The sequence below is a fragment of the Streptomyces boninensis genome (assembly GCF_048572725.1).
Lineage (GTDB): Bacteria > Actinomycetota > Actinomycetes > Streptomycetales > Streptomycetaceae > Streptomyces > Streptomyces boninensis.
Genome location: NZ_CP183837.1, coordinates 6,833,456 through 6,858,637 on the forward strand (window position 1 = coordinate 6,833,456; position 25,182 = coordinate 6,858,637).

General features: G+C 70.7%; 22 protein-coding genes. 17 read left to right on the top strand and 5 right to left on the bottom strand.

The window, feature by feature from the left end:
- The first annotated feature begins 193 nt into the window (after positions 1-193).
- The 7 genes from ACNNMR_RS31305 to ACNNMR_RS31335 all read left to right on the top strand — a co-directional run bounded on the left by ACNNMR_RS31305 (position 194) and on the right by ACNNMR_RS31335 (position 9,830).
- Positions 194-2,080, top strand: coding sequence for an acetolactate synthase large subunit (locus tag ACNNMR_RS31305; RefSeq protein ID WP_419998046.1), 1,887 nt, complete (start codon positions 194-196; stop codon positions 2,078-2,080).
- A 25-nt stretch (positions 2,081-2,105) separates the two neighbouring features.
- Positions 2,106-2,630: an acetolactate synthase small subunit gene (gene ilvN, locus ACNNMR_RS31310; protein ID WP_419998047.1), complete on the top strand. Its 525-nt coding sequence runs from the start codon at positions 2,106-2,108 to the stop codon at positions 2,628-2,630.
- Between the two features lie 87 nt (positions 2,631-2,717).
- Positions 2,718-3,716 (top strand): ketol-acid reductoisomerase, encoded by a 999-nt coding sequence (gene ilvC / locus ACNNMR_RS31315; RefSeq protein ID WP_419998048.1) that lies wholly within the window; start codon positions 2,718-2,720, stop codon positions 3,714-3,716.
- A 273-nt stretch (positions 3,717-3,989) separates the two neighbouring features.
- The gene (gene serA / locus ACNNMR_RS31320; RefSeq protein WP_419998049.1) at positions 3,990-5,594 is read left to right on the top strand and encodes a phosphoglycerate dehydrogenase; all 1,605 of its coding nucleotides are present in this window, start codon (positions 3,990-3,992) and stop codon (positions 5,592-5,594) included.
- Positions 5,595-5,767: 173 nt separating this feature from the next.
- Positions 5,768-6,406 carry a TetR/AcrR family transcriptional regulator gene (locus ACNNMR_RS31325; RefSeq protein ID WP_419998050.1) on the top strand — a complete coding sequence of 213 codons (639 nt, stop codon included), beginning with the start codon at positions 5,768-5,770 and terminating at the stop codon, positions 6,404-6,406.
- Between the two features lie 53 nt (positions 6,407-6,459).
- The gene (locus ACNNMR_RS31330; RefSeq protein WP_419998051.1) at positions 6,460-7,971 is read left to right on the top strand and encodes a DHA2 family efflux MFS transporter permease subunit; all 1,512 of its coding nucleotides are present in this window, start codon (positions 6,460-6,462) and stop codon (positions 7,969-7,971) included.
- Between the two features lie 254 nt (positions 7,972-8,225).
- Positions 8,226-9,830 carry an ABC transporter substrate-binding protein gene (locus tag ACNNMR_RS31335; RefSeq protein ID WP_419998052.1) on the top strand — a complete coding sequence of 535 codons (1,605 nt, stop codon included), beginning with the start codon at positions 8,226-8,228 and terminating at the stop codon, positions 9,828-9,830.
- On the opposite strand, the gene ACNNMR_RS31340 is transcribed toward ACNNMR_RS31335, so the two are convergent.
- On the bottom strand, positions 9,811-11,436 hold the full coding sequence (locus ACNNMR_RS31340; protein WP_419998053.1) for an MFS transporter: 1,626 nt from the start codon (positions 11,434-11,436) through the stop codon (positions 9,811-9,813). The two genes, ACNNMR_RS31335 and ACNNMR_RS31340, sit on opposite strands and share 20 nt — an antisense overlap.
- A 76-nt stretch (positions 11,437-11,512) precedes the next feature.
- Between ACNNMR_RS31340 and ACNNMR_RS31345 the strand changes: the two genes are divergently transcribed.
- Entirely contained in the window at positions 11,513-12,058 is a 546-nt protein-coding gene (locus ACNNMR_RS31345; RefSeq protein WP_419998054.1) for a TetR/AcrR family transcriptional regulator, read from the top strand.
- Between the two features lie 64 nt (positions 12,059-12,122).
- Positions 12,123-12,719, top strand: coding sequence for an exonuclease domain-containing protein (locus ACNNMR_RS31350; protein WP_419998055.1), 597 nt, complete (start codon positions 12,123-12,125; stop codon positions 12,717-12,719).
- Between the two features lie 14 nt (positions 12,720-12,733).
- On the opposite strand, the gene ACNNMR_RS31355 is transcribed toward ACNNMR_RS31350, so the two are convergent.
- Positions 12,734-13,384: a TetR/AcrR family transcriptional regulator gene (locus ACNNMR_RS31355; RefSeq protein ID WP_419998056.1), complete on the bottom strand. Its 651-nt coding sequence runs from the start codon at positions 13,382-13,384 to the stop codon at positions 12,734-12,736.
- 118 nt (positions 13,385-13,502) lie between these two features.
- Between ACNNMR_RS31355 and ACNNMR_RS31360 the strand changes: the two genes are divergently transcribed.
- Positions 13,503-14,474 (top strand): NAD(P)-dependent alcohol dehydrogenase, encoded by a 972-nt coding sequence (locus ACNNMR_RS31360; RefSeq protein ID WP_419998057.1) that lies wholly within the window; start codon positions 13,503-13,505, stop codon positions 14,472-14,474.
- Between the two features lie 14 nt (positions 14,475-14,488).
- On the opposite strand, the gene ACNNMR_RS31365 is transcribed toward ACNNMR_RS31360, so the two are convergent.
- Positions 14,489-15,700, bottom strand: a complete 1,212-nt coding sequence (locus ACNNMR_RS31365) for a PucR family transcriptional regulator (RefSeq protein ID WP_419998058.1) — start codon at positions 15,698-15,700, stop codon at positions 14,489-14,491.
- Between the two features lie 192 nt (positions 15,701-15,892).
- Here ACNNMR_RS31365 and ACNNMR_RS31370 point away from each other — a divergent pair, with 192 nt between their 5' ends.
- The 4 genes from ACNNMR_RS31370 (at position 15,893) to ACNNMR_RS31385 (ending at position 19,542) form a co-directional block, all read left to right on the top strand.
- Positions 15,893-16,819 (top strand): proline dehydrogenase family protein, encoded by a 927-nt coding sequence (locus ACNNMR_RS31370; RefSeq protein ID WP_419998059.1) that lies wholly within the window; start codon positions 15,893-15,895, stop codon positions 16,817-16,819.
- Positions 16,820-16,853: 34 nt separating this feature from the next.
- Positions 16,854-18,485 carry an L-glutamate gamma-semialdehyde dehydrogenase gene (gene pruA, locus ACNNMR_RS31375; protein ID WP_419998060.1) on the top strand — a complete coding sequence of 544 codons (1,632 nt, stop codon included), beginning with the start codon at positions 16,854-16,856 and terminating at the stop codon, positions 18,483-18,485.
- Between the two features lie 84 nt (positions 18,486-18,569).
- Complete coding sequence (locus tag ACNNMR_RS31380; protein WP_419998061.1) at positions 18,570-19,175, top strand: class I SAM-dependent methyltransferase; 606 nt, start codon at positions 18,570-18,572, stop codon at positions 19,173-19,175.
- 217 nt (positions 19,176-19,392) lie between these two features.
- Positions 19,393-19,542: a hypothetical protein gene (locus tag ACNNMR_RS31385; RefSeq protein WP_419998062.1), complete on the top strand. Its 150-nt coding sequence runs from the start codon at positions 19,393-19,395 to the stop codon at positions 19,540-19,542.
- On the opposite strand, the gene ACNNMR_RS31390 is transcribed toward ACNNMR_RS31385, so the two are convergent.
- The gene (locus ACNNMR_RS31390) at positions 19,543-20,394 is read right to left on the bottom strand and encodes an alpha/beta fold hydrolase (RefSeq protein WP_419998063.1); all 852 of its coding nucleotides are present in this window, start codon (positions 20,392-20,394) and stop codon (positions 19,543-19,545) included.
- A 40-nt stretch (positions 20,395-20,434) separates the two neighbouring features.
- Between ACNNMR_RS31390 and ACNNMR_RS31395 the strand changes: the two genes are divergently transcribed.
- The gene (locus ACNNMR_RS31395) at positions 20,435-21,007 is read left to right on the top strand and encodes a CGNR zinc finger domain-containing protein (RefSeq protein ID WP_419998064.1); all 573 of its coding nucleotides are present in this window, start codon (positions 20,435-20,437) and stop codon (positions 21,005-21,007) included.
- A gap of 46 nt (positions 21,008-21,053) precedes the next feature.
- On the opposite strand, the gene ACNNMR_RS31400 is transcribed toward ACNNMR_RS31395, so the two are convergent.
- A complete protein-coding gene (locus ACNNMR_RS31400) occupies positions 21,054-22,598 on the bottom strand; it encodes a purple acid phosphatase family protein (RefSeq protein ID WP_419998065.1) in 1,545 nt (514 codons plus the stop codon).
- Between the two features lie 129 nt (positions 22,599-22,727).
- Here ACNNMR_RS31400 and ACNNMR_RS31405 point away from each other — a divergent pair, with 129 nt between their 5' ends.
- Together ACNNMR_RS31405 and ACNNMR_RS31410 are read left to right on the top strand one after the other, a co-directional pair.
- Positions 22,728-23,768 (top strand): 3-isopropylmalate dehydrogenase, encoded by a 1,041-nt coding sequence (locus ACNNMR_RS31405; protein WP_419998066.1) that lies wholly within the window; start codon positions 22,728-22,730, stop codon positions 23,766-23,768.
- Positions 23,769-24,029: 261 nt separating this feature from the next.
- The gene (locus ACNNMR_RS31410) at positions 24,030-25,148 is read left to right on the top strand and encodes a branched-chain amino acid aminotransferase (RefSeq protein WP_419998067.1); all 1,119 of its coding nucleotides are present in this window, start codon (positions 24,030-24,032) and stop codon (positions 25,146-25,148) included.
- Positions 25,149-25,182 lie beyond the last annotated feature (34 nt).

Here is a 25,182-nt window from a genome sequence, read left to right on the forward strand (position 1 = left end):
CACCCGAATTCTCGTACTTGGAAAGCGCGTCGGCTGAAGCGGGACGAACGAAGTTCCCGCGGACCGCACCCGACGCGCTCCCCTCGCTTGCCACCTGGCACGAGGGGTTTTTTGTTGCACAAGCGCCTCTGACAGCCCGCCCAAACCCACCGAAAACCCTCAGGCACCACCGAGCAGACGAGAAGAGACTCAGATGACCGAGCAGGCCACCGGGGCCCCTCATCCCCAGCCGCCGCGGGCCCGCAGCGGGGGCCAGAACCCCGCCCCGTCCGCGCAAGCTCCCGCCGCTCCCGCGCCCGCCAAGGGCGTCACGGGCGCGCAGTCCCTCATCCTCTCGCTCGAGGCCGTAGGCGCCGACACCGTCTTCGGCATCCCCGGCGGCGCCATCCTCCCCGCCTACGACCCCCTGATGGACTCGGTCAAGGTCCGGCACGTGCTGGTGCGGCACGAGCAGGGCGCAGGCCACGCCGCCACCGGCTACGCGCAGGCCACCGGCAGGGTCGGCGTCTGCATGGCGACCAGCGGCCCCGGCGCCACCAACCTGGTCACCCCGATCGCCGACGCCCACATGGACTCCGTCCCCATGGTCGCGATCACCGGCCAGGTCGCGTCCAAGGCGATCGGCACGGACGCCTTCCAGGAGGCGGACATCTGCGGCATCACGATGCCGATCACCAAGCACAACTTCCTGGTCACCGATCCGGCCGAGATCCCGCGGGTGATCGCCGAGGCGTTCCACATCGCGGCCACCGGCCGTCCTGGCCCGGTCCTGGTCGACATCGCCAAGGACGCGCTGCAGTCGAAGACCACCTTCGCCTGGCCGCCGAAGAACGACCTGCCCGGCTACCGCCCGGTGACCAAGCCGCACTCCAAGCAGATCCGTGAGGCCGCCAAGCTCATCGGCGCCGCCAAGCGCCCCGTCCTCTACGTCGGCGGCGGCGTGCTCAAGGCCCAGGCGACCGCCGAGCTGAAGGTGCTCGCCGAGCTCACCGGCGCCCCCGTGGTCACCACGCTGATGGCGCTCGGCGCCTTCCCCGACACCCACCCGCAGCACTACGGCATGCCCGGCATGCACGGCGGCGTCGCCGCGGTCACCGCCCTGCAGAAGTCCGACCTGCTCATCGCCCTGGGCGCCCGCTTCGACGACCGGGTCACCGGCAAGCTGGACTCCTTCGCCCCGTACGCGAAGGTCATCCACGCCGACATCGACCCGGCCGAGATCGGCAAGAACCGCGAGGCGGACGTGCCGATCGTCGGCGACGCCCGCGAGGTCATCGCCGACCTGGTCGTCGCCCTGCAGGCCGACCAGGAGGCCGGCCACAAGGGCGACTACAGCGAGTGGATCGCCACCCTCGACCGCTGGCGGGACTCGTACCCGCTCGGCTACGAGACCCCCGACAACGGCCAGCTGTCCCCGCAGCAGGTCATCCAGCGGATCGGCGAGCTGGCCCCCGAGGGCACCATCTACGCGGCCGGCGTCGGCCAGCACCAGATGTGGGCGGCCCACTACATCGACTACGACAAGCCCGCCACGTGGCTGAACTCCGGCGGCGCCGGGACGATGGGCTACGCGGTCCCCGCCGCGATGGGCGCCAAGGCCGGGCAGCCGGGCCGCACGGTCTGGGCGATCGACGGCGACGGCTGCTTCCAGATGACCAACCAGGAGCTGGTCACCTGCGCCCTCAACAACATCCCGATCAAGGTCGCCATCATCAACAACGGCGCCCTGGGCATGGTCCGCCAGTGGCAGACCCTCTTCTACAACCAGCGGTACTCCAACACCGTCCTGCACAGCGGCCCCGAGGCCGACGGCAAGCAGCCGTCCGCCGGCACCCGGGTCCCGGACTTCGTGAAGCTGTCCGAGGCCATGGGCTGCGAGGCGATCCGCTGCGAGGACCCGGCCGACCTGGACGCGGTCATCGAGAAGGCCAACTCCATCAATGACCGCCCGGTGGTCGTCGACTTCATCGTCCACGAGGACGCGCAGGTCTGGCCGATGGTCGCCGCAGGCACCTCCAACGACGAGATCCAGGCGGCGCGCGGCGTCCGCCCGGACTTCGGCGACGGCGAAGACGACTGAGAGCGCGAAAGGTACTGAAGAGACCATGTCCAAGCACACGCTCTCCGTCCTGGTGGAGAACAAGCCCGGCATCCTCGCCCGGATCTCCGCCCTCTTCTTCCGCCGCGGGTTCAATATCGACTCGCTCGCGGTGGGCACCACCGAGCACCCCGACATCTCCCGCATGACCATCGTGGTGAATGTCGAGGACCAGCCGCTCGAACAGGTCACGAAGCAGCTCAACAAGCTGGTCAACGTCCTGAAGATCGTCGAACTCGAGCCCGGCGCTGCGATCCAGCGCGAGCTCGTCCTGGTGAAGGTCCGCGCCGACAACGAGACCCGCAGCCAGATCGTCGAGATCGTCCAGCTCTTCCGCGCCAAGACGGTCGACGTCTCCCCGGAGGCCGTCACCATCGAGGCCACCGGCAGCAGCGAGAAGCTGGACGCCATGCTGAAGATGCTGGAGCCGTACGGCATCAAGGAGCTGGTCCAGTCCGGCACGATCGCCATAGGGCGCGGCGCACGGTCGATCACGGACCGCAGCCTGCGAGCGCTCGACCGCAGCGCGTAAGCGGTTAACCCCCGTCAACATCCCCCGCATAGCCCCGACCGCGTCCGGCGTAGGTTGGGGAGCACCACCACTCAAGGAGATTCAATCGTGGCCGAGCTGTTCTACGACGACGACGCCGACCTGTCCATCATCCAGGGCCGCAAGGTCGCGGTTCTCGGCTACGGCAGCCAGGGCCACGCCCACGCCCTGTCGCTCCGGGACTCCGGCGTCGACGTCCGCGTGGGCCTGCACGAGGGCTCAAAGTCGCGGGTGAAGGCCGAGGAGCAGGGCCTCAAGGTCACCACCCCCGCCGAGGCCGCCGCCGAGGCCGACGTGATCATGATCCTGGTCCCGGACCCGATCCAGGCGAAGGTCTACGAGGAGTCCGTGAAGGACAACCTCAAGGACGGCGACGCGATCTTCTTCGGCCACGGCCTGAACATCCGCTACGGCTTCATCAAGCCGCCGGCCAACATCGACGTCTGCATGGTCGCCCCGAAGGGCCCGGGCCACCTGGTCCGCCGCCAGTTCGAGGAGGGCCGCGGCGTGCCGTGCATCGCGGCCGCCGAGCAGGACTTCACCGGCAACGCCTTCGCCCTGGCCCTCTCGTACGCGAAGGCCATCGGCGGCACCCGCGCCGGCGTCATCAAGACCACCTTCACCGAGGAGACCGAGACCGACCTCTTCGGCGAGCAGGTGGTGCTCTGCGGCGGCACCTCCGCGCTGGTCAAGGCGGGCTTCGAGACCCTGGTCGAGGCGGGCTACCAGCCGGAGATCGCCTACTTCGAGTGCCTCCACGAGCTCAAGCTCATCGTGGACCTCATGTACGAGGGCGGCCTGAGCAAGATGCGCTGGTCGATCTCCGAGACCGCGGAGTGGGGCGACTACGTCAGCGGCCCGCGCATCATCACCGACCAGACCAAGGCGGAGATGAAGAAGGTCCTCGCCGAGATCCAGGACGGCTCGTTCGCCAAGGACTGGATGCAGGAGTACGCCAACGGCCTCCCGCGCTACAACGAGTACAAGAAGCGCGACGCCGACTCCCTCCTGGAGACCACGGGCAAGGAGCTCCGCAAGCTCATGAGCTGGGTGGACGACGAGCAGTAAGCCTTCCAGCTGCCCTCAAGCGCCGGGCAGGCTCCATATGGAGCCTGCCCGGCGCTTGAGGGCGAGCGCCGCCAGGCGCGATTTCCCCGGTCCGAGTGATCCTTTCCGATCGGGGTCGGCAGGGGCTGCCCCCGCCGATACACTCACTCCATAAGCGCGTGTCGAGCTCACAGCGTCGTGGGTCCGGGCCGCCTCGCCGGCCCAGCGCTGCCACCACCTCCACCGCCTGCGGCCGTCGGGACGGCCGTCCGCACAGCACCAGTGAGGACCCACGTGAGCACAGACAGCACCGCCAAACCCGTCGTTCTCATCGCCGAAGAACTCTCCCCGGCCACCGTCGACGCGCTGGGCCCGGACTTCGAGATCCGGCAGTGCAATGGCGCGGACCGCGGCGAGCTCCTGTCGGCCATCACCGACGTCGACGCGATCCTGGTCCGCTCCGCGACCAAGGTCGACGCCGAGGCCATCGCCGCCGCGAACAAGCTGAAGGTCGTCGCCCGCGCCGGCGTCGGCCTCGACAATGTCGACGTATCCGCCGCCACCAAGGCCGGCGTGATGGTGGTCAACGCCCCGACCTCCAACATCGTCACCGCCGCCGAGCTCGCCTGCGGCCTCATCGTCGCCACCGCCCGTAACATCCCGCAGGCCAACACCGCCCTCAAGCAGGGCGAGTGGAAGCGGTCGAAGTACACCGGCGTCGAGCTCAGCGAGAAGACCCTCGGCGTCGTCGGCCTCGGCCGCATCGGCGTCCTGGTCGCCCAGCGCATGTCGGCCTTCGGCATGAAGATCGTCGCGTACGACCCCTATGTCCAGCCCGCGCGCGCCGCGCAGATGGGCGTCAAGCTGCTCACGCTCGACGAGCTGCTCGAGGTCTCGGACTTCATCACCGTGCACCTCCCGAAGACCCCCGAGACCCTCGGCCTCATCGGCGAAGAGGCGCTGCACAAGGTCAAGCCGAACGTCCGCATCGTCAACGCCGCCCGCGGCGGCATCGTCGACGAGGAGGCCCTCGCGGCCGCGCTGAAGGAGGGCCGGGTCGCCGGCGCGGGGCTGGACGTGTACGCGTCCGAGCCGTGCACCGACTCGCCGCTCTTCCAGTTCGACAGCGTCGTCGCCACCCCGCACCTGGGCGCCTCCACCGGCGAGGCGCAGGAGAAGGCGGGCATCGCCGTCGCCAAGTCGGTCCGCCTCGCCCTGGCCGGCGAGCTGGTCCCGGACGCGGTCAACGTCCAGGGCGGCGTCATCGCCGAGGACGTACGCCCCGGCCTGCCGCTCGCCGAGAAGCTCGGCCGGATCTTCACCGCGCTCGCCGGCGAGGTGGCCGTCCGCCTGGACGTCGAGGTGTACGGCGAGATCACCCAGCACGACGTAAAGGTGCTGGAGCTCTCCGCCCTCAAGGGCGTCTTCGAGGACGTCGTCGCCGAGACCGTTTCGTACGTGAACGCCCCGCTGTTCGCGCAGGAGCGCGGCGTCGAGGTGCGCCTGACGACCAGCAGCGAGTCGCCCGAGCACCGCAATGTGGTCACCGTCCGCGGCACCCTCTCCGGCGGCGAGGAGGTCTCGGTCTCCGGCACCCTGGCCGGGCCGAAGCACCAGCAGAAGATCGTCGCCGTCGGCGAGCACGACATCGACCTGCAGCTCGCCGACCACATGGCCATCTTCCGGTACTCCGACCGCCCCGGCGTCGTCGGCACCCTCGGCCGGATCCTCGGCGAGGCGGGCATCAACATCGCCGGCATGCAGGTCTCCCGCGACACGGTCGGCGGTGAGGCGCTCGTCGCCCTGACCGTCGACGACACCATCCCGCAGCCGGTCCTCGGCGAGATCGCGGGCGAGATCGGCGCCACGAGCGCTCGCGCGGTGAACCTCACCGACTGAGACACCCCGCAGCAAGCTGCACCACCGGACGGGCCCGCATCGCGGGCCCGTCCGTCGTATCCGGAGGATCACCGCCGGGGCCCCTCTCACTTCTCCCCAGATGGATGAAATCTCTCCGCTTGCTTCTTACGGTGAAGGCAAGTGGAGAAAATTCCTACGTCTAGGAGAGACCGATGCGGGCCGACGCTCAGCGCAACCGGGACCAGATCCTGCGCGCCGCCCGCGACGTCTTCGTCGCCGAAGGCGCGGACGCCCCGCTCGACGACATCGCGCGCCGCGCGGGCGTCGGCATCGCCACCCTCTACCGCCGCTTCCCCAACCGCGAGGCGCTGCTGCACGGCGTCGCGGTGGACATCCTGTCCCGGATGAGTGAGGCCTTCGACGGCATCCGGGCGGCGCACAAGGACCCCTTCGAGGGGCTGCGGCAGTTCATGCACGCCGGGGTGGACCTGCGGATCGGGGCGATCATGCCGGCGCTGTCCGGGCGGTTCAGGGTGGGAGACGTCCTCGCCGACGTCGGCCGCGACCCGCTGCGGGAGCTGCACGACCTGCTCGCCGAGGCGCAGGAGGCCGGTCTGGTGCGCGGCGACGTGCTCGTCGGTGACGTCACCCTCATGGTCATCAGACTCTCCCGGCCGCTGCCCGGCGACGTGGTGCCGGAGGACAGGGACATCACGCACCGGCAGGTCGAGATCTACATGGACGGCCTGCGCCCGGCCGCCGCCCGCGAACGCGCCATCCGGCTGCCGGGTCCGGCGATCGGCTTCGGCTGGTTCCACAAGATCCGCGAGCGCATCGCCGCGCGCGGCTGACGTAACTCCATATCGGTGTCGGCACGCTCATCCCGTACGAGAAAGGTAGTGACATGACCACGTCAAGCATGATGCCGCAACAGGCCGCCAACCCGAGGCGGTGGCTGGTGCTCTTCTTCATCGGGCTGGCGCAGCTCATGATCGTCCTGGACATCACGATCGTGAACATCGCCCTGCCCTCCGCACAGAAAGACCTCGGGATCTCGGACGGCGACCGCCAGTGGGTGGTCACGGCGTACTCCCTCGCCTTCGGCGGCCTGCTGCTCCTCGGCGGCCGCATCGCCGACTACCTCGGCCGCCGCCGCACCTTCCTGACCGGCCTCCTCGGCTTCGCCGGCGCCTCGGCGCTCGGCGGCGCCGCGCCGAACTTCGGCACCCTGCTCGCGGCCCGCGCCGGCCAGGGCGTCTTCGCGGCGCTGCTGGCGCCGGCGGCGCTGTCGCTGCTGACGCTGACCTTCACGGAGTCGCGGGAGCGGGCGAAGGCGTTCGGCATCTACGGCGCGATCGCCGCGGGTGGCGGCGCGATCGGCCTGGTGACGGGTGGCGCGCTGACCGAGTATCTGGACTGGCGCTGGTGCCTGTACGTGAACGTGCCCATTGCCATCGCCGCTGCCTTCGGCTGGCTGGTGCTGCCGGCGGACGTACGGTCGGCGTCCCGGCCGCGGATGGATATTCCGGGCGCGGTGCTGGCGGTGACCGGGCTGGTATCGGTGGTGTACGCCTGCAGCCAGGCCGAGTCGGAGGGCTGGGACTCGCGGTGGGTCTACGGCCTGCTGATCGTCGGCGCCGCGCTGCTGGCCGGGTTCATCCTCTGGCAGCGGGTGGCGAAGGCGCCGCTGCTGCCGCTGCGGGTGCTGGCGGACCGGGCGCGGGGGAGCGCGTACGTGGCGGTGGCGCTGGCGATGGTGGGGATGTTCGCGATGTTCCTCTTCCTCACGTACTACATGCAGGTCGTGAAGGGCTACTCGGCGCTGAAGACGGGCGTTGCCTTCCTGCCGATGACGGTGGCGGTGCTGGCCGGCGCGGGTGGCCTGGCGACCAGGCTGCTGCCGAAGGTGCCGCCGCGGGTGCTGGTGGTGCCGGGGCTGCTGCTGGCGGCGGCCGGCGCGGGGTGGGCGTCGCTGCGGATCGAGGCTTCGACGTCGTACGCGGCGGGCGTGCTGCCCGCGGAGCTGATCCTGGGCTTCGGGATGGGCATGGTGATGGTGACGTCGATGAACTACGCGACGCACGGGGTGGCCGAGGCGGACGCGGGGGTCGCGTCCGCGACGGTGAACACGTCGCAGCAGATCGGTGGTTCGATCGGGACGGCGCTGCTGAACACGGTGGCGACGAGCGCGACGGCCGACTATGTCGGCTCGCATGCGGGGGCCGGCGGCGGCGGCCGGCCGTCGCCGGCGGTCCTGCGGGATGGGCTGGTGGACGGCTTCTCGGCGGCCTTCGGGGTGGCGGCGGCGATCCTGCTGGCGGCGGCACTGGTGGTCGGCGCGCTGATGAACACGGGCCGCCCGGCGCGAGACGCCTCCGGCGAGGCGAGCGGGGTTCCGGCGGCGCACCTTGGGTGAGCGTGACCCGTTGCTGTAGCGCCGGGGGTGTTCCCGCCCACCCGCCCGTTGCTGTCGCTCATAGCGGAGCGAGAGCAACGGGTGGGTGGGTGGGAGAAAATCCTGAAAACCCACGACCCGCCGGGCGAGCGATGATCACGGCCAGAGAACAAACCAGCCCAGCGCCTGTCCCGGCCGGGCAGGCCACCCGTACTGTGACCGCCAGCACCGGGGGCAGCAAAGTTAAACGCGGCGGTACAGCGGGAGCGTAAAGCGTGGCGAGTTTTCGGTTGGGCAAAGGATTGCTTGCGGGGGTACTCGGAGTCGGCGTCATCGGCGCGCTGCTCGCCGGGTGGCTGCTCGTCGGTTCCGACGGCAGCGGCGAGGACGAGAACATCGTCATGGGGACCACCGACGAGGTCGGCTCCCTCGACCCGGCCGGCGGCTACAACGTCGGTTCCTGGATGATCTTCAACAACACCTTCCAGACCCTGCTCAGTTACCAGCACGGCGCCACCGAGCCAGGCCCCGAGGCCGCAAAGCAGTGCAGCTTCGAGGACAACCAGAGCACGGTCTACCGCTGCAAGCTCCGCGACGGCCTGAAGTTCAGCAACGGCAACAGCCTCACCTCGAAGGACGTCGCGCACTCCTTCAACCGCACGCTGCGTATCAAGAGCCCCAAGGGTCCCGCCTACCTCCTCGCCTCGATCAAGAAGATCCAGACCCCGGACGCCCATACGGTCGTCTTCCGGCTGAAGGCCCCCGACGCCACTTTCCCGGCGAAGATCGCCTCCAATGCCGCCGTCATCGTCGACCACCGCGAATACCCGGCGGACAAGCTCCGTACGGACGACAAGATCATCGGCTCCGGGGTCTACAGCCTCGATGAATTCGACAAGAAGCGGGCCGTCCTCTCCCGTAACGACGACTACAAAGGCAGCGCGGAAGCCAAGAACTCCGGCATGACCGTCGAGTTCTTCACCGGCGAGCAGGCCCGCCTCAAGAAGGCGCTGCAGAGCGGTGACGTCGACCTCGCCTACCGCGGCCTCGCCGCCGACGACATCCGCGAGCTGGAGAATGCCACCCTCGCGGGCGAGGGCGACGGCGTGAAGGTCTCCAACGGCGCCAGCGCCGAGGTCATGCACCTGATCTTCAACATGAAGGACCCGGTCGCCGGCAAGCTCTCCGTCCGCCGCGCCATGGCCTACCTCGTCGACCGCAATGCCCTGATCCGCAAGGTTTATCAGCGGACCGTAGAGCCGCTGTACTCCGTCATACCGACCGGCATCACCGGCCACACCACCCCGTACTTCAACACCTACGGGGACCGCCCGAACCCGGACAAGGCGGCGGCCGCGCTGCGCGCCGACGGCGTCAACCAGAAGGTCAAGACCACGTTCTGGGTCACCCCGAACCGCTTCGGCCCCGCCACCGTCCCCGCGTTCAAGGAGATCGCGCGGCAGCTCAACGCCAGTGGGCTCTTCGACGCGGATGTGAAGAGCGTGCCGATCGACGAGTACGACAAGGGCATCCAGCAAGGCAAGTTCGGCTTCTACGTCCGTGGCTGGCTCGCCGACTACCCGGACCCGGACATCTTCGTGGCCCCGTTCTTCGCCAAGGACAACATCGTCAACAACGGCTACGACTCCGACCCGATCAACAACTCGCTCCTGCCCGCCACCAACAAGGAGGCGGACCGGGCGCGCACCGTCGGCCCGTACAAGAAGATCCAGAGCCTGGTGGCGCGCGATCTGCCGGTCCTGCCGCTGTGGCAGGGCCGGCAGTACACGGTGGCCAGGGAGAACATCTTCGGGTCCGAGTGGAGTGTGGACTCGGCCACGGTGCCGCGGTTCTGGGAGTTCAGCCGGCAGGACGGCTGAGGGCGGGCTCCGGGGCCTCTTCGGGCTCCTGGGCCCCTTCGGGATCCGCGGCCTCCGGCCCCCCGCCCATCCGCACCGCCGGATCCGCGGCCCGCACCCGCCGCAGCGCCACCGCCGCCACCACCGCACCCGCGAGCAGGACCACCGCCCCGCCCACCGCCGCGATCTGCATCCCGTGCGTGAACGCCTCCCGCGCCACCGCCAGCAGCGACTCGCCGGTGCGGCCCGGCAGTTGGCCCGCGGCCACCGTGGCGCCGCCGAGGGTCTCGCGGGCGGTGTCCAGCGCGCCGGCCGGGACCCCGGCGGGGGCGCCCGCGTCGACGTCGCTGCGGTACACCGCCGTCGCCAGCGAGCCGAGCGCCGCCATGCCCAGTGCGCCGCCGAACTCGTGGCCGGTCTCCAGCAGCGACGAGGCCGAGCCGGCCTTCTCCGGCGGGGCGGTGGCCAGTGCCATGTCGTTGACGACGGCCATGACGGCGACGATGCCCATGGCGAGCACGGCCGCGCCGATCAGCACCAGCCACAGGGAGTCGGTGCCGGTGAAGGTGAGGATGCCGTAGCCCGCGGCGCCGACCACGAAGCCGCCGGTGACCACGTACGCCCGGTTGATCCGTTGGGCGAGGGCGGTGGCGGCGGGCGCGGCGCCCGCGACCGCCAGCGACGGCACCAGTGACCAGAGCGCGGCCTCCAGCGGGCCCTTGCCGAGGACGGACTGCAGGTACTGGGTGGTGAAGTACGCCGAGCCCATCATGGCGAAGGTGGCGAGGGTGTTGAGGGCGATGCCCGCACCGAAGCCCTTGTTACGGAAGAGATCGCGGCTGATCATCGCGTCGCGGCGGCTCCGCTGGCGCCGTACGAAGAGGGCGGCGAAGACGAGGCCCGCGGCGATGGAGGCGGCGTAGACGTGGCTGTAGCCCTCGGCCGCGAACTCCTTCAGCCCGTAGATCACCGGCAGCACGGCGGCCATCGACAGCGGCACGGAGAGGAAGTCGAAGCGACCGGGCGCCGGGTCCTTGAACTCCGGCACCAGCAGCGGCGCGAGGACGAGCAGCAGCACCATCGCGGGCACGTTGACCAGGAAGACCGAGCCCCACCAGAAGTGGTTCAGCAGCACCCCGCTCATCACCGAGCCGAGCGCGATGCCGCCGGCCATGGCGCCGGAGAAGATGCCGATGGCGGTGGAGCGCTGCTTGTCGTCCCGGAACATGTTCCTGACCAGCGCCAGCGTCGAGGGCATCAGCGTCGCCCCGCCGAAGCCGAGGACGGCGCGGGCGGCGATGAGCATCTCGGCGTTCTGCGCGTACGCGGCGCATATGGACGCCGCCCCGAAGGCGACGGCCCCGATGAGCAGCAGCTTGCGGCGGCCGATCCGGTCGCCGAGCGAGCCCATCGTGATCAGCAGCCCGGCGAGGGCGAAGGCGTAGATGTCGAACACCCACAGCTGCTGGGTGGCGCTCATGTCCAGCGTCGCCGAGATCTCCGGGATGGCGAAGAAGAGGACGGAGACGTCCATGGATACGAGGAGGAGCGGGAGCAGGAGGACGGCGAAGGCGGTCCATTCCCGGCGTCCGGCGCGGGAGTTGAGGGTGCTCGCTGAGTGCGTCATGACATGGACTATACGAGCGTCTTAAACGCTTGTCTAGTACGTGCGTCTAAGACGCCTGTCAGGTATGGTCATGAGCATGGGACACCGCGAAGACCTCCTGGAAGGCGCCAAGGCCTGCCTGCTGGAGAAGGGCTGGACGCGCACCACGGCGCGCGACATCGTCGCCGCGTCGGGGGCGAATCTCGCCTCGATCGGCTATCACTACGGCGGCAAGGAAGAGCTGATGCGCGCGGCCTTCCTCGCGCTCATCGACGAGTGGGGGAGCCGCGTCGAGGTGGTGGCGAAGGCCGGTGACCGCGCCAAGGTGTGGGAGGCGATGGTCAAGGGCGTCGACGCCGACCGCCGGTTCTGGCTGGCGCAGCTGGAGGTGCTCGGCCTCCTCGATCACAACCAGAAGCTCAAGGACTTCTTCGTCGAGGTCATGCCGCAGGGCTGGGAGGGCATGATCACCCTCTTCGAGGGCGTACCGGAGGACCAGGTCGACAAGGCCAGGGCGCGCACCGACGGCTGGCTTTACAGCGCCCTGTGGGTCGGCATCTGGACCCAGCACCTCATCGACCCGGAGGCGACCCCGTCGGGCGAGCAGATCGAGGCCAGCCTGCGGCGGATGGCGGGCGGCTGACCGGCGGGCGGCCGTGCGATGAAGCGTGCGGTCGGTGGTCGCCGGCGTCAGGCAGCAAGGCCCCATGTCAACGTTTGTAGTCTTCGACCTCGAATTCACCACCTGGCCGGGCGCGCACGACGGCGACTGGTCGGAGCCGGGGCAGCTCCGCGAGATCGTGCAGATCGGCGCCGTGCGGCTGCGCGCGGACTTCTCGGTCATCGAGGAGTACGAGGCCCTGGTACGCCCCGTGGTGAACCCCCGGCTCTCGCCGTACTTCACCGAACTCACCGGCATCGACCAGGAGTCCGTCGACAGCGACGGCATCGCGCCGGCCGAGGCGCTGAGCGAGTTCCTGCGCTTCTGCCAGGGGCAGGCCGTCCTGTCGTACGGCAATGACATGGTCGTCATCGGCGAGAACGTGGGCTGGGCGCGGGCCCGCGGCGAGGACGTGAAGAGCAGCTATCTGGCCGCGCACTTCCTCAACATCCGCCCCTGGCTGAACACACTCGCCCCGGCCACGGCGACGGCGAATTCGGGCCGGCTGTGGGAGGCACTCGACCTGCCCCGTCCCGCTGCCGCGGGGGCGGAGCACTCGGCGCTGTTCGACGCGCATTCGCTGGCGGCGGCGATCGGTCACGTGTGCGCCGCCGGCGGGCGGCTGCCGGCGGGGTGCCTCTGACGCGCGGGGCGACTTCACCCCGAGAGGGGCAGGCCGGCCAGGCTGATCGCGCTGGGCGGAGGCAGCGGGGCGCGCCCGGGTCCGGCGCGGAAGCTCTCCAGGAGGTACGCCACCAGGCGGGTCGAGGCCGCCGGATCGTCCGGCAGCGCGGTGACCAGGCCGCCGTGGGCCAGGAGGAGAACGACCAGGTCGGACGGGTGGAAGTCGCGCCGCAGCGCGCCCGCGGCCTGGGCTCTGCGGATCAGCGCGGCCACCTCACCCTCGGCATCCGCCCGCGCCTCGGCATGCTCACGCGCCCGGTCGGGGAACGAGGCAAGGAACGCCGCCGGGAACCCCCGCTCCTCGCGCTGCAGGCGGCACAGCTCCTGCACCAGGCGGCTGAAGCCCCGCCACGGGTCGGGGTCGGCCACCGCCTCCGCGAAGACCTGCGTGCAGGCCGACATCTGTTCGGCAAAGGCGCTGTCGACCAAGTCGGCCCGGGTGGGGAAGCGCCGGTAGAGGGTGGCCACGCCGACCCCCGCCCGCCGGGCCACCGCCGACATCGGGGCGTCGATGCCGCGCTCCGCGAACACCTCGCGTGCGGCCGCGAGGATCCGGTCCCGGTTGCGGCGGGCGTCCAGGCGCAGGGCGTCGTCGCCTGCGATCCGAGAGGAATGCGCGGGCACTTTCTCTCACCTCCGGGATAAGCGGACGGTCTTTTCCACTTCCCAGCCTACGCTGCAGAAACGGCGAAGCATTCGATGGGAGAGGCCTACGACGATGGACCGCACGACGAGCACGAAAATGGACCGCGCCACCATGAAGGCGGTGCTCTTCGACCGCTACGGCGGGCCCGAAGTGCTGCGGGTGGGCCAGGTGGACCGGCCCGAGCCGGGGCCGGGCGAGGCGCTGGTGCGGGTGCGTGCCTTCAGCGTGAACGGCGGTGAGCTGGCGGCCAGGGCCGGGCGGGTGCGCTTCCTTACGGGGCGTAAGTTCCCGCAGCGGGTCGGGCTCGACTTCACGGGTGAGATCGCCGCGCTCGGTGACGGCGCCGGCGCCGCGGATGTCGCCGTCGGCGACCGGGCGTGGGGGGTGCTGGGCCGCAGCTCCGGGTTCGGCAGCGCCGCCGAATACGTGACCGTGCCGGTGGACCGGCTCGGGCCCGTACCGGACGGGATCGATCTGGTGGCGGCCGCGGCGCTGCCGGTGGGCACCACGGCCATCACGGCGCTGCGGGACAAGGCGCGGCTGCGGCCCGGCGAGCACCTGCTGGTGCGCGGCGCGGCGGGCGGCGTGGGCAACGTCGCAGTGCAACTCGCCAAGGCCCGCGGCGCCGAGGTGACCGCGCTGGCGCGCGCGGCGAACCTCGACTTCGTGCGGGGGCTCGGGGCCGACCATGCGGTGGACCACCGCGCCGTGGATCCGCGGGACTTGGGGCGCTTCGATGTGGTGCTCGATACGGCGGGCAGCCAACTGCCGCTGTACCGCGGATTGCTGAAGCCCGGCGGGCGGATGGTCACGATCGCCTTCGACCTGTCGCGGCCTGCTGCGTCGCTGGGCTCGATCGCCGCCAGTGTCGTGCACGGCCGCGGCCGGGTGCGGGCCTTCAGCGGGAATCCCAGGCGCCCGCTCTTCGACGACCTCGCCCGGCATGCGGCGGCAGGGGAGGTGCGGCCGATGGTGGACCAGGTCTTCCCGCTGGCGGAGACGGCGGCGGCGCACCGGGCGCTGGAGGGTGGTGGGGTGCGGGGGAAGTATGTGGTGCGTGTGGACTAGGCGGCGGGCTCGGCTTACAGGCGGGCGGCCTTGAGCGCCATGTGCAGCAGGAGTCGGTGTTCGCCGTCGTCGAGGTCGAGGCCGGTGAGGTCTTCGACGCGGGAGATGCGGTAGTAGAGCGTCTGGCGGTGGATGCCGAGGGCGGTGGCGGTACGGCCCGCCTGGCCGGCGTGGTCGAGGAAGACCTCGGCGGTGCGGGCGAGTTCGGCGTGGGCCGGCTTCAGCAGGGGCCGCACGGCGGGGTCCGGCTCGATCCCGCTCGGCACCCAGGTAAGCAGCCGGTACGCCCCGGCGTCGGTCCACTCGACGACGGGCCCAAGCCGGGCGTCCGCCTGCGCGGCGCGCGCCGCGGAGACGGCTTCCCGCCAGGCGGCGGTGAGTTCGCCGAGCCCGCGGCGGGGGGCGCTGATGCCGGCGCCCGGGGCGGGTCGTTGGCGCTGGGGCGAGTCCGATCTCCCGCCCGAGCGGCCCGCCCGCGGTGACTCCAGCAACCGGCGCGCCGCCTCCCGCGCCGGCTCCAGCGCAGCCGCTCCGCGCAAGCGGATCAGTGCCGCCAGCGCTCCCGCCGGCGGCACATCGCAAAGGGCCGCCACTCCCGGCGCGCTGGGCAGCGAAAGGCTCGAATCGTCGCTGCCCCACGGCAGCACCGCGACCAGCGCCACCGGCCCCTCACCCGCCGCGCCGAGTATCGTCCGCAGCGCCGCCTCCGCGGCGTCCCGCGCCGCCGCCGGGCCCGTGATCACTTCCCGTAGCAGCGCCCCCGCCTCCGCGCCGGAACGGGCCTCCGCCGCCAGCAGCGCACCGATCCGGTCCGCGATCTCCATCGCCGCCGTGATCCGGGGGTCCGGGGCCTCGCCCGGCCGGTCGCCCAGCGACACCTCCGCCAGGTGGCCGTCGTCCAGCAGCCACACATACCCCTGCACCACCCCGTCGTGCCGCGCCGGCAGGCAGATCCGCCCGCGCCGCACCCCGGCCGACGGGTCCGGCGCGATCCGCACCGGGCCCTTCGCCCGCGCGATCCCGTACGCCTCGAACCACGCCTTCACCGCCGCCGTCGAGCGGCGCGTGAGGATCGATCGGGTACGGACCGGGTCCATCACGTCCGCGTCGTCGGACGCCTCGTGGACCCCGAAGGCGATGAGTCCGAATTCGCGGTCCTCCAGCGTCGCCGGCGACTGCAGCGCCGCGGAGATTTCGTCCACCAAGTACTGATAGTCGCCGCGCATGCGGGAAGCCTCTCATACATATGTATGAAGCGCTGGCTCCGGATGCGTGACAGGTGTCGATAGCCCAGGATCGGAGCGATCCTTAGATTTCACGGTGGGCGCACATGCGCGACGACGTGCGCGACGGCATGTGGCCCGCGGCTTCTGCCGCCGCGCCTCGATTCGTCACCCTCGTACAGCTGGAGGTGCCCCGTGCTGGGTCCCGTGCTCCTCGCTGCCGCGCGCAGCGAACAGATCCGCAAGCTGGTCTCGGCGGCCCCGGTCACCCGCCCGGTGGTCACCCGTTTCGTCGCCGGCGAGCAGCTGGACGACGCGCTGGACACCATCCGCGGCCTCGACGCCCGCGGCATGGAGGTCACCCTCGACTACCTCGGCGAGGACATCACCGACCCGGCCGAGGCACTGCGCAACCGCGACGCCTACCTCGCCCTCGCGGAGGCGCTGCAGGCCGAGGGCCTCGGCGTGCGTGCCGAGATGTCCGTGAAGCTCTCCGCCTTCGGCCAGGCCCTCGCCGGCGGCCACGACCTCGCGCTCGCCAACATCACCCCGGTCGTCGAGGCCGCCGCCGCGGCGAACACCACGGTCACCCTGGACATGGAGGACCACACCACGGTCGACTCCACCCTCGCCATCCTCGACACCCTCCGCGAGCGCTTCCCGCAGACCGGCGCCGTCATCCAGTCGTACCTCTTCCGCACCGAGGACGACTGCCACCAGCTCGCCGGGGCAGGCTCCCGGGTGCGGCTGGTGAAGGGCGCGTACAAGGAGCCCGCCACCGTCGCCTTCCAGGACAAGAAGGAAGTCGACCGGGCGTACGTCCGCTGCCTGAAGATCCTGATGGCCGGCGACGGCTACCCGATGGTCGGCTCCCACGACCCGCGCATGGTCGCCATCACCCAGGACCTCGCCCGCCGCTTCGGGCGGAAGCCGGGGGAGTACGAGTTCCAGATGCTCTTCGGGATCCGCGAGCAGGAGCAGGAGCGGCTGGTTTCCGAGGGACACCGGGTGCGTACGTACATCCCCTACGGCACCGACTGGTACGGATACTTCATGCGGCGCCTCGCGGAGCGCCCGGCCAACCTTGCTTTCTTCCTCCGCTCGCTCGCCACCCGCGGCTGAGAACAACCCTCCAACCCGACTGAGGAGACCAACCATGGACGCTGTGACCCAGGTCCCCGCCCCGTACAACGAGCCGGTGCACTCCTACGCGCCCGGCAGCCCGGAGCGCGCCCGGCTGGAGGCCAAGCTCAAGGAGCTCGCGGAGAACCCGGTCGAGCTCCCGATGACCATCAACGGCGAGAAGCGGATGGGCGGCGGCGCCCGCCACGACGTCGTGCAGCCGCACAACCACAAGGCGGTGCTCGGTACGTATGCCGACGCCACCCAGCAGGACGCCCAGGACGCGATCGACGCCGCCCTCGCCGCCGCGCCGGCGTGGCGCGCGATGTCCTTCGACGACCGCGCCGCGATCATCCTCAAGGCCGCGGAGCTGCTGGCGGGCCCGTGGCGCGAGACCATCGCCGCCTCCACCATGCTCGGCCAGTCGAAGACCGCCCAGCAGGCGGAGATCGACGCGCCCTGCGAGCTCGTGGACTTCTGGCGCTTCAACGTGCACTTCGCCCGCGAGATCATGACCGAGCAGCCGCTCATCCAGCCGAACGGCGTGTGGAACCGCATGGACCACCGCCCGCTGGAGGGCTTCGTCTACGCGATCACGCCGTTCAACTTCACCGCGATCGCCGGCAACCTGCCGACCGCCCCCGCCCTCATGGGCAACGTGGTCGTCTGGAAGCCCTCCGAGACCCAGACCCACTCCGCGGTCCTGCTGATGCAGCTGCTGGAGGAGGCCGGGATGCCGAAGGGCGTCATCAACCTCGTCACCGGCAGCGGCCGCGAGGTCTCCGAGGTCGCGCTGCCGCATCCGGAGCTGGCCGGCGTCCACTTCACCGGCTCGACCAAGACCTTCCAGATGCTGTGGGGCGAAGTCGGCAAGAACATCAGCGGCTACAAGTCGTACCCGCGCATCGTCGGCGAGACCGGCGGCAAGGACTTCATCGTCGCCCACCCGACCGCCGACCCGGCGATCCTGAAGACGGCGATCACCCGCGGCGCCTTCGAGTACCAGGGCCAGAAGTGCTCGGCGGCCTCCCGCGCGTACATCCCCCGCTCGATCTGGGACGGCGGCCTGAAGACGGCGCTGGCCGAGGAGACCGAGGGCCTGACCATGGGCGACGTCTCCGATCTGTCGAACTTCATCGGCGCCGTCATCGACGACCGCGCCTTCGCGAAGAACAAGGCCGCGATCGACCGCGCCAAGGCCGACCCGAGCTGCGAGATCGTCGCCGGCGGTACGTACGACGACTCGGTCGGCTACTTCGTCCGCCCGACCGTCATCGCCTGCTCCGACCCGGAGAACGAGGTCTTCAAGGAGGAGTACTTCGGCCCGATCATGGCCGTCCACGTCTACGAGGACGCCGACTGGGACGCAATGCTCGACCAGATGGAGTCGGCCTCGGCGTACGCCCTGACCGGTGCGGTGCTGGCGAAGGACGTCCAGGTGATCAAGGACGCCGGCGAGAAGCTCCGCTTCGCGGCCGGCAACTTCTACATCAACGACCGCCCGACCGGCTCCATCGTCGGCCAGCAGCCCTTCGGCGGCGCGCGCGCCTCCGGCACCAACGACAAGGCGGGCTCGAAGTTCAACCTGCTGCGCTGGTCCTCCCCGCGCGCCATCAAGGAAACGATGGTCGCCCCGACGGACTACCGCTACCCGCACATGGGCTGACCACCGGCCCGTACGCACAGACTCGCCCCCCGGCCGCTTTCCCCTGGCGGCCGGGGGGCGCTTCCATGCGATTACCGTGGCCCGATGGCCGACCCGTACTGGAACACCAACGTCGCCCGGCACCGCGAGATTCTCCGCGCCGTCCCCGAGGACTGCGGGGACGCGCTGGATGTGGGGTGCGGGGACGGGCTGCTGGTGGGGAAGCTGGCGGGGGCGGCGAAGCGGGTCACCGGGGTCGATGCGGATCCGGCGATGGCCGCGCTGGCGCGGGGGAGGGCGGCGGGCCTTGATGGGGTGACGGTGGTGGAGGGCGACTTTCTGGCGGTGGAATTGCCTGCCGAGAGATACGACTTCATCTGCTCGGTCACCGCGATACACCACATGGACTTCGAGGCCGCCCTGCGGCGGATGCGTGAGCTGCTGCGGCCCGGTGGGCGGCTGGTGGTGGTCGGGCTGGCGCGGGATGCGACCGTTGCGGACTGGGCGCGGCTGATCGCGGGCGCGCCGGTCGTACGGATCGTGAAGCTGGTGCGGCGGGCGCGCGGGCCGGTGGGGATGCCGGTGGCTGCGGCCGGGATGAGTTACGGGGAGGTGCGGGTGGCGGCCGGGCGGGTGCTTCCGGGCTTTCGTTATCGACGTCACATCCTGCGCAGGTACACGCTGACCTGGGAAAAGGCCGGGGAGGCCTAGGGCGCCGTCTCAGATAGTAGGAAGCCCGAGTATTTGGCGAGACAAGAACGCTTGGACGTCCTACTTTTGTAGGAGCCGAATGTCTCGCCCATCAGCGAACGGCGGTAGAGGCCCGCGCCTCGTATGCAGCCACCCCTGCAGCGCATGCCTCCCGCCACCCCAGCCGGCGATCCCTCTAACCCTTTGTGCGACTGTGCACCGCCTTGAGGAGACTGCTATGGCTCCCACCACCACCACCGCCCGCCGCGTCCGCCACGCCTCCCGCGCCGCCGCGGCGGCCGAGCGCGAGGCCGCCCGCAAGAATGCCGCGGCCGCCCTCCAGCGCTCCTTCGACCGCCGCGACAACGGCGGCGTCACCGGTCACTGATCAGCCGCTGACGAACCCCCGCAGGTGCTCCAGCAGCGCGTGCGGCCGTTCCTCCGCGATGAAGTGCCCGCACGCGTCGACCTGCGTGCCGCGTACGTCCTTCGCGTACGCCTGCCAGATCTCCAGCGCGGGCAGCTTCGCGGGCAGCCCCGTCGAGCCCCAGAGCGCGAGCAGCGGCATCTGCACCCGCTTGCCCGCCGCGTAGTCGGCGTCGTCCAGGGCGAGGTCCGTCTCCTGCGCCCGATAGTCGTCGAAGCCCGCGCGCACCGCGCCCGGCCGCTCGAAGGCGCGCACGTACGCGTCCACCGCCGCCGGCTCCAGGCCGTGCCTGTCGTACGTCCAGCGCTCGAAGAAGTACTCCAGATAGCCGCGTACGTCCCGGCCCACCAGCCGCTCCGGCAGATCCGGCTGGATGTGGAAGAACCAGTGCCAGTGCGATGCGGCCAGCGCGCCGTCCATGCGCGCGAACATCTCGCGCGTCGGCAGCACGTCGAGGATCACCAGCCGCTCGATCTGGTCCGGCCGGTCCAGCGCCCAGCGGTGCGCTACGCGGGCGCCGCGGTCGTGGCCGACGACTGCTGCCGCGCTGTCGAAGCCGAGCCCGTGGATCAGCTCTGAGATGTCGGCCGCCATCCGCCGCTTGTCGTAACCCGTCGTCGGCTTGTCCGTGAGGCCGTAGCCGCGCAGGTCGGGGGCGATGACGGTGTGGGTGCGGGCCAGGTCCGGGATCACCTTGCGCCAGCAGTCGCTGGTCTGCGGCCAGCCGTGCAGCAGCACGATCAGCGGCCCTTCGCCCGCACGCAGGTAGTGCATCCGTATGCCGTCGCCGACTGTCGCGACTCCTGTGTCCATCGCTAACCTCCTAAGGTGGTTAGCACGTACGCTAGCAGGCATGGAGTGGATCTGGGACGGGGGTCGGGTCTGCCTGGACTTCGTCAACACGCTGCGGGATCGGAAGCAGACGGCCAGGGAGACGCTGGCGGGGCCGGCTGATCTGGAGCGGTGGCTGGGGGAGGGGGAGCTGCTCGTACGCGAAGCCCGGGTGGCGGCAAGCGCGGGTGACCTGGCGGAGGCGCGGCGGCTGCGGGAGGCGGTCGATCGCTGCGTACGGGCCGTGGCCGGGGGCGGGCTGCCGGAGTCGGCGGACTTGGCGCTGGTCAACGACGCGGCTGCGCGGGCCCCGCGGCGTGCGGTGCGGGCGGTCGTGGACGGGGGGCGGCTGGTGGCGTCGGCGCCTGTCCGTACAGCCGAGGACGTTGCTGGGGCGCTGGGGCTTGTCGCCCGGGATGCGGTGGAGTTGCTGCTGGCGGCGGAGGTCCGGCGGGTGCGGGTCTGCGGCTCCGATACGTGTGGGTTGCGGTACGTGGACCGGTCGCCGGCGGGGAACCGCCGGTGGTGCTCGATGGCGCGCTGCGGCAACCGGACGAAGGTGCGGGCGCATGCGGAGAGGGTGCGGGGGCGGTAGCCGGCGCGGCTGTCCGATGCCAAGCCGCCCGCCCCGCGCCCCCGCGCTAAGCGCGCGCCACCAGCTCAAAGCTGTCGATCTTCATCCCGCCGTCCGACATCGCCGTCGCCTTCAAGCGCGGGCGTGCCCCCGCCGTGACCTCCACCGCCAGGAACGAGTAACCCGTATAGCGCACCCGCGACCACTCCACCTGCGCCCGCTCCTTCCCCCGCCCCCGCTGCCACGTGAAGGTGCCCACCGCATCACGCGGCTTCTGATGCCCCGCATACGAATCCGGCGCCGAGAAGTCGAAGAGCTCCCGACCGCCGCCCCCCGCCGTCACGTACACCGTCCCGTCCCTCGCCGGCTGTGCCGAGCCGCCGATCGGGAGCGGGCGCTGCAGCGCGTCCGAGCGGATTGCGTCGGTGCGCTCGTAGACGTGGTTGTGGCCGTTGATGACCAGGTCCACCCGGTGCTTGTCGAAGAGCGGGACCCATGCCGATCTGACCCCGCCGTCCGAGGCGTGCGTGCTGCTCGAGTAGGCGCAGTGGTGGAAGAAGACCACGATGAAGTCCACCGCGTCGTTCGCCCGGAGCCGACCCAGGGTCTGGTCCAGCCACTTGGTCTGGCGGCCGTCCGTATAGCCGAGATTCGCCGGGATTTCGTACGAGACGTCATTCGCGTCCAGCGCCACCACGGCCGTGTTGCCGTACACGAAGGAGTACGCGCCGGGCGCCTCGCGCGCGTCGAAGCCGTTCTCCGGGAGGGCCCAGCGGGCCTGCTGGCCGCCGTAGCCGTTGGGGGAGTAGTAGGCCTCCATGTCGTGGTTGCCGGTCGCGATCATCCAGGGGACCTTCGCCGCGACCGGGTCGATCTGCTTCATGAAGGTGTCCCACACCCGCGCGTCGTACTTCGAGTCGTCCTCGCGGCCGTGCCCCGTCTCCTCCGCGTAGCAGATGTCGCCCGCGTGCAGGTGGAAGGCGGGGTCGCGGTCGCCGATCAGCTTGCCCATCGAGCGGGCGGCGCGGGTGACGCCCTGGTCGCCGAAGGCGGTGAAGGTGAAGGTCCCGGGCCTCCCCGGCGCCGTGCGAAAGGACGCCGAGGCCTTGCCGTCGTCGTAGCCCTCGTGGCCGAGCGCGTAGTGGTACGTCGTGCCGGGGTCCAAGCTGTCCAGCGCGGCGTGCACGTAGTACTGCTCCAGCGCCGGGAGCTTCGCGCCCAGCGACGGCGTCTTCAGCGGACGCAGCTCCGCCGCCACCCGCTCGGTCAGCTCCCCGGGCTTGGTCCCGTAGCGCACGAAGGGCTTCTTCACCGCGCTCGGCACCTGCCACGCGATCCGCATCTGCGTCCGCGGATCCGCACCCAGCGCCAGATGACGGCCGAAGGGGGCGGTCGCCCCGCCGTCCGTATCGCCGGTCGCCGGCGACGGCTTGTCCGCGGGCGACCCGCCGTCGTCCGAGCACGCCGCCAGCAGCCCGCCCGCGGCGATCCCCCCTGCCGCGCCGATCACCCGGCGCCGCGACAGCGCCCGCCGCAGATACTCGTGCTGTTCGGCCATGCTCATGCGCTCGGCCAGGTGGGCCGGGATGCCGGTCCCTGGTACGTCAGCCATTCCGCGATGTTTTCCCACGCTCCCCGTACGGCGGTAGTCCTCGCGGCGTACGGTGGGTGAACTGCAACCTCAAGTCCACATCCTGGACAGCGGTGTCAGCAATCAAGACGACGACGTAGGGTTCCGAGCATGGCTCCCAGCATCAACCTCGCAGTCATTCCCGGCGACGGCATCGGCCCTGAGGTCGTGGCCCAGGGTCTCAAGGTCCTGTCCGCGGTTCTTCCGCAGGACGCGAAGCTGGAGACCAAGGAATACGATCTCGGCGCCAAGCGCTGGCACGCCACCGGTGACCTGCTCACCGATGAGGACGTCGCCTCGCTCAAGGGCCACGACGCGATCCTGCTGGGCGCCATCGGCGACCCGTCCGTGCCCTCCGGCGTCCTGGAGCGTGGGCTGCTGCTCAAGCTGCGCTTCCTCTTCGACCACTACGTGAACCTGCGCCCGTCCGCGCTGCTCCCGAACACCTCGACCCCGCTGGCCGGCAACCCGTCCATCGACTTCGTCGTGGTCCGCGAGGGCACCGAGGGCCCGTACACCGGCAATGGCGGCGCGCTGCGCGCCGGCACCCCGGCCGAGGTGGCCACCGAGGTCAGCGTGAACACGGCGTACGGCGTCGAGCGGGTCGTGCGCGATGCGTACGAGCGGGCGAAAGGCCGGCCGCGCAAGAAGCTCACGCTGGTCCACAAGACCAATGTGCTCGCCTTCGCCGGCAAGCTGTGGAAGGACACCTTCGACCGCGTCGGTACGGAATACCCCGAGGTCACGACCGACTACATCCACGTGGACGCGGCCACCATCTTCATGGTCACCGACCCGGCCCGCTTCGACGTGATCGTCACCGACAACCTCTTCGGCGACATCATCACCGACCTCGCCGCGGCCGTCTCCGGCGGCATCGGCCTGGCCGCCTCGGGCAATGTGAACCCGACCCGCGAGTTCCCGTCGATGTTCGAGCCGGTGCACGGCTCCGCCCCGGACATCGCCGGCACCGGCAAGGCCGACCCGACGGCCACGATCCGCTCGGTCGCCCTGCTCCTTGAGCACCTCGGCCTCACCGCCGAGGCCGCCCGGATCGAGGAGGCCGTCACCGCGGACGTGACCGCCCGCGACGGCTCCGCGCGTACCACCGAGGAAATCGGCGACGCGATCGCCGCCCGAGTAGCCGGCTGACCGCCGGGGCCACTCGCTCACGTAATCAGCCGCCCGGCCGGTCAGCGCGCACCGCACGAGCTGACCTGACTGCTGCCTTACCCGGCAGTCAGTGCGACGATGACCATCGGGCCGCGCTCGCCCCCGTTTCGCTGCAGCCCCCACCCCGTAGATAATCGGTTGTGGGGCCGCTGCACGAGGGAAAGCTCGGACGTCCTAGTACCCCCGTACGTACATGGGCGCGGTCCGCCGACCTACGGAAACGGTGAAGGACACGCACTCATGACGTCTCAGTCTCAGCAGATCCCGATCGAGCTCAAGCCCTCCGCGCACCCGCTCCCGGCCGCGGAGCGGGAGAAGATCCTGGCCAATCCGGGGTGGGGCCGCCACTTCACGGACAACATGGTCACGATCAAGTACACGGAGGGCCGCGGCTGGCACGACGCGCAGCTGCAGCCGTACGCCCCGCTGACGATGGACCCCGCGGCCATGGTGCTGCACTACGGCCAGTCGATCTTCGAGGGCCTGAAGGCCTACCGGCAGCCGGACGGCTCCGTGGCGACCTTCCGGCCCGACGCGAACGCCCGCAGGCTGCAGCGGTCCGCGCGCCGGATGGCGATGCCCGAGCTGCCGGTGGAGACCTTCATCGAGGCCATCGACGCGCTCGTCACGCAGGACATCGACTGGGTGCCGGCCGCGGGTGGCGAGGAGTCGCTCTACCTCCGCCCCTTCATGTTCGCCACCGAGATCGGCCTCGGCGTGAACTCCCCCGCCAAGGAGTACCTCTTCATGGTGCTCGCCTCGCCGTCCGGCGCGTACTTCACGGGCGGCATCAAGCCGGTCACCGTCTGGCTCTCCGAGGACTACGTCCGCGCCGCCCCCGGAGGCACCGGCGAGGCCAAGTGCTCCGGCAACTACGCGGGCGCGATGCTCGCCACCCAGCAGGCCGTCGAGAAGGGCTGCGACCAGGTGGTCTGGCTCGACCCGACCGAGCGCCGCTGGATCGAGGAGATGGGCAGCAACAACCTCTACTTCGTCCGCGGCACCGGCCCGGAGGCGGAGATCATGACCCCGGAGCTGACGGGCACCCTGCTGCCCGGCATCACCCGCGACTCGCTGCTGAGCATCGCCGCTGACCTGGGCTACAAGGTGACCGAGTCCCGCATCTCCAAGGAGGAGTGGCAGGCCGGCTGCGCCGACGGCACGATCACCGAGGTCTTCGGCTGCGGCACGGCGGCCGTGATCACCCCGGTCGGCCACGCGAAGACCGCTGACGCGGAGTGGACGGTGGCGGGCGGCGAGATGGGCCCGATCACGGCCCAGATGCGCAAGGCCCTGGTCGACATCCAGATCGGCCAGGCGGCGGACGAGCACGGCTGGATGCACCCGCTCGGGAGCTGACGGCTGGTCCTGTTGCGCCGCCGGGGCTCCGCCC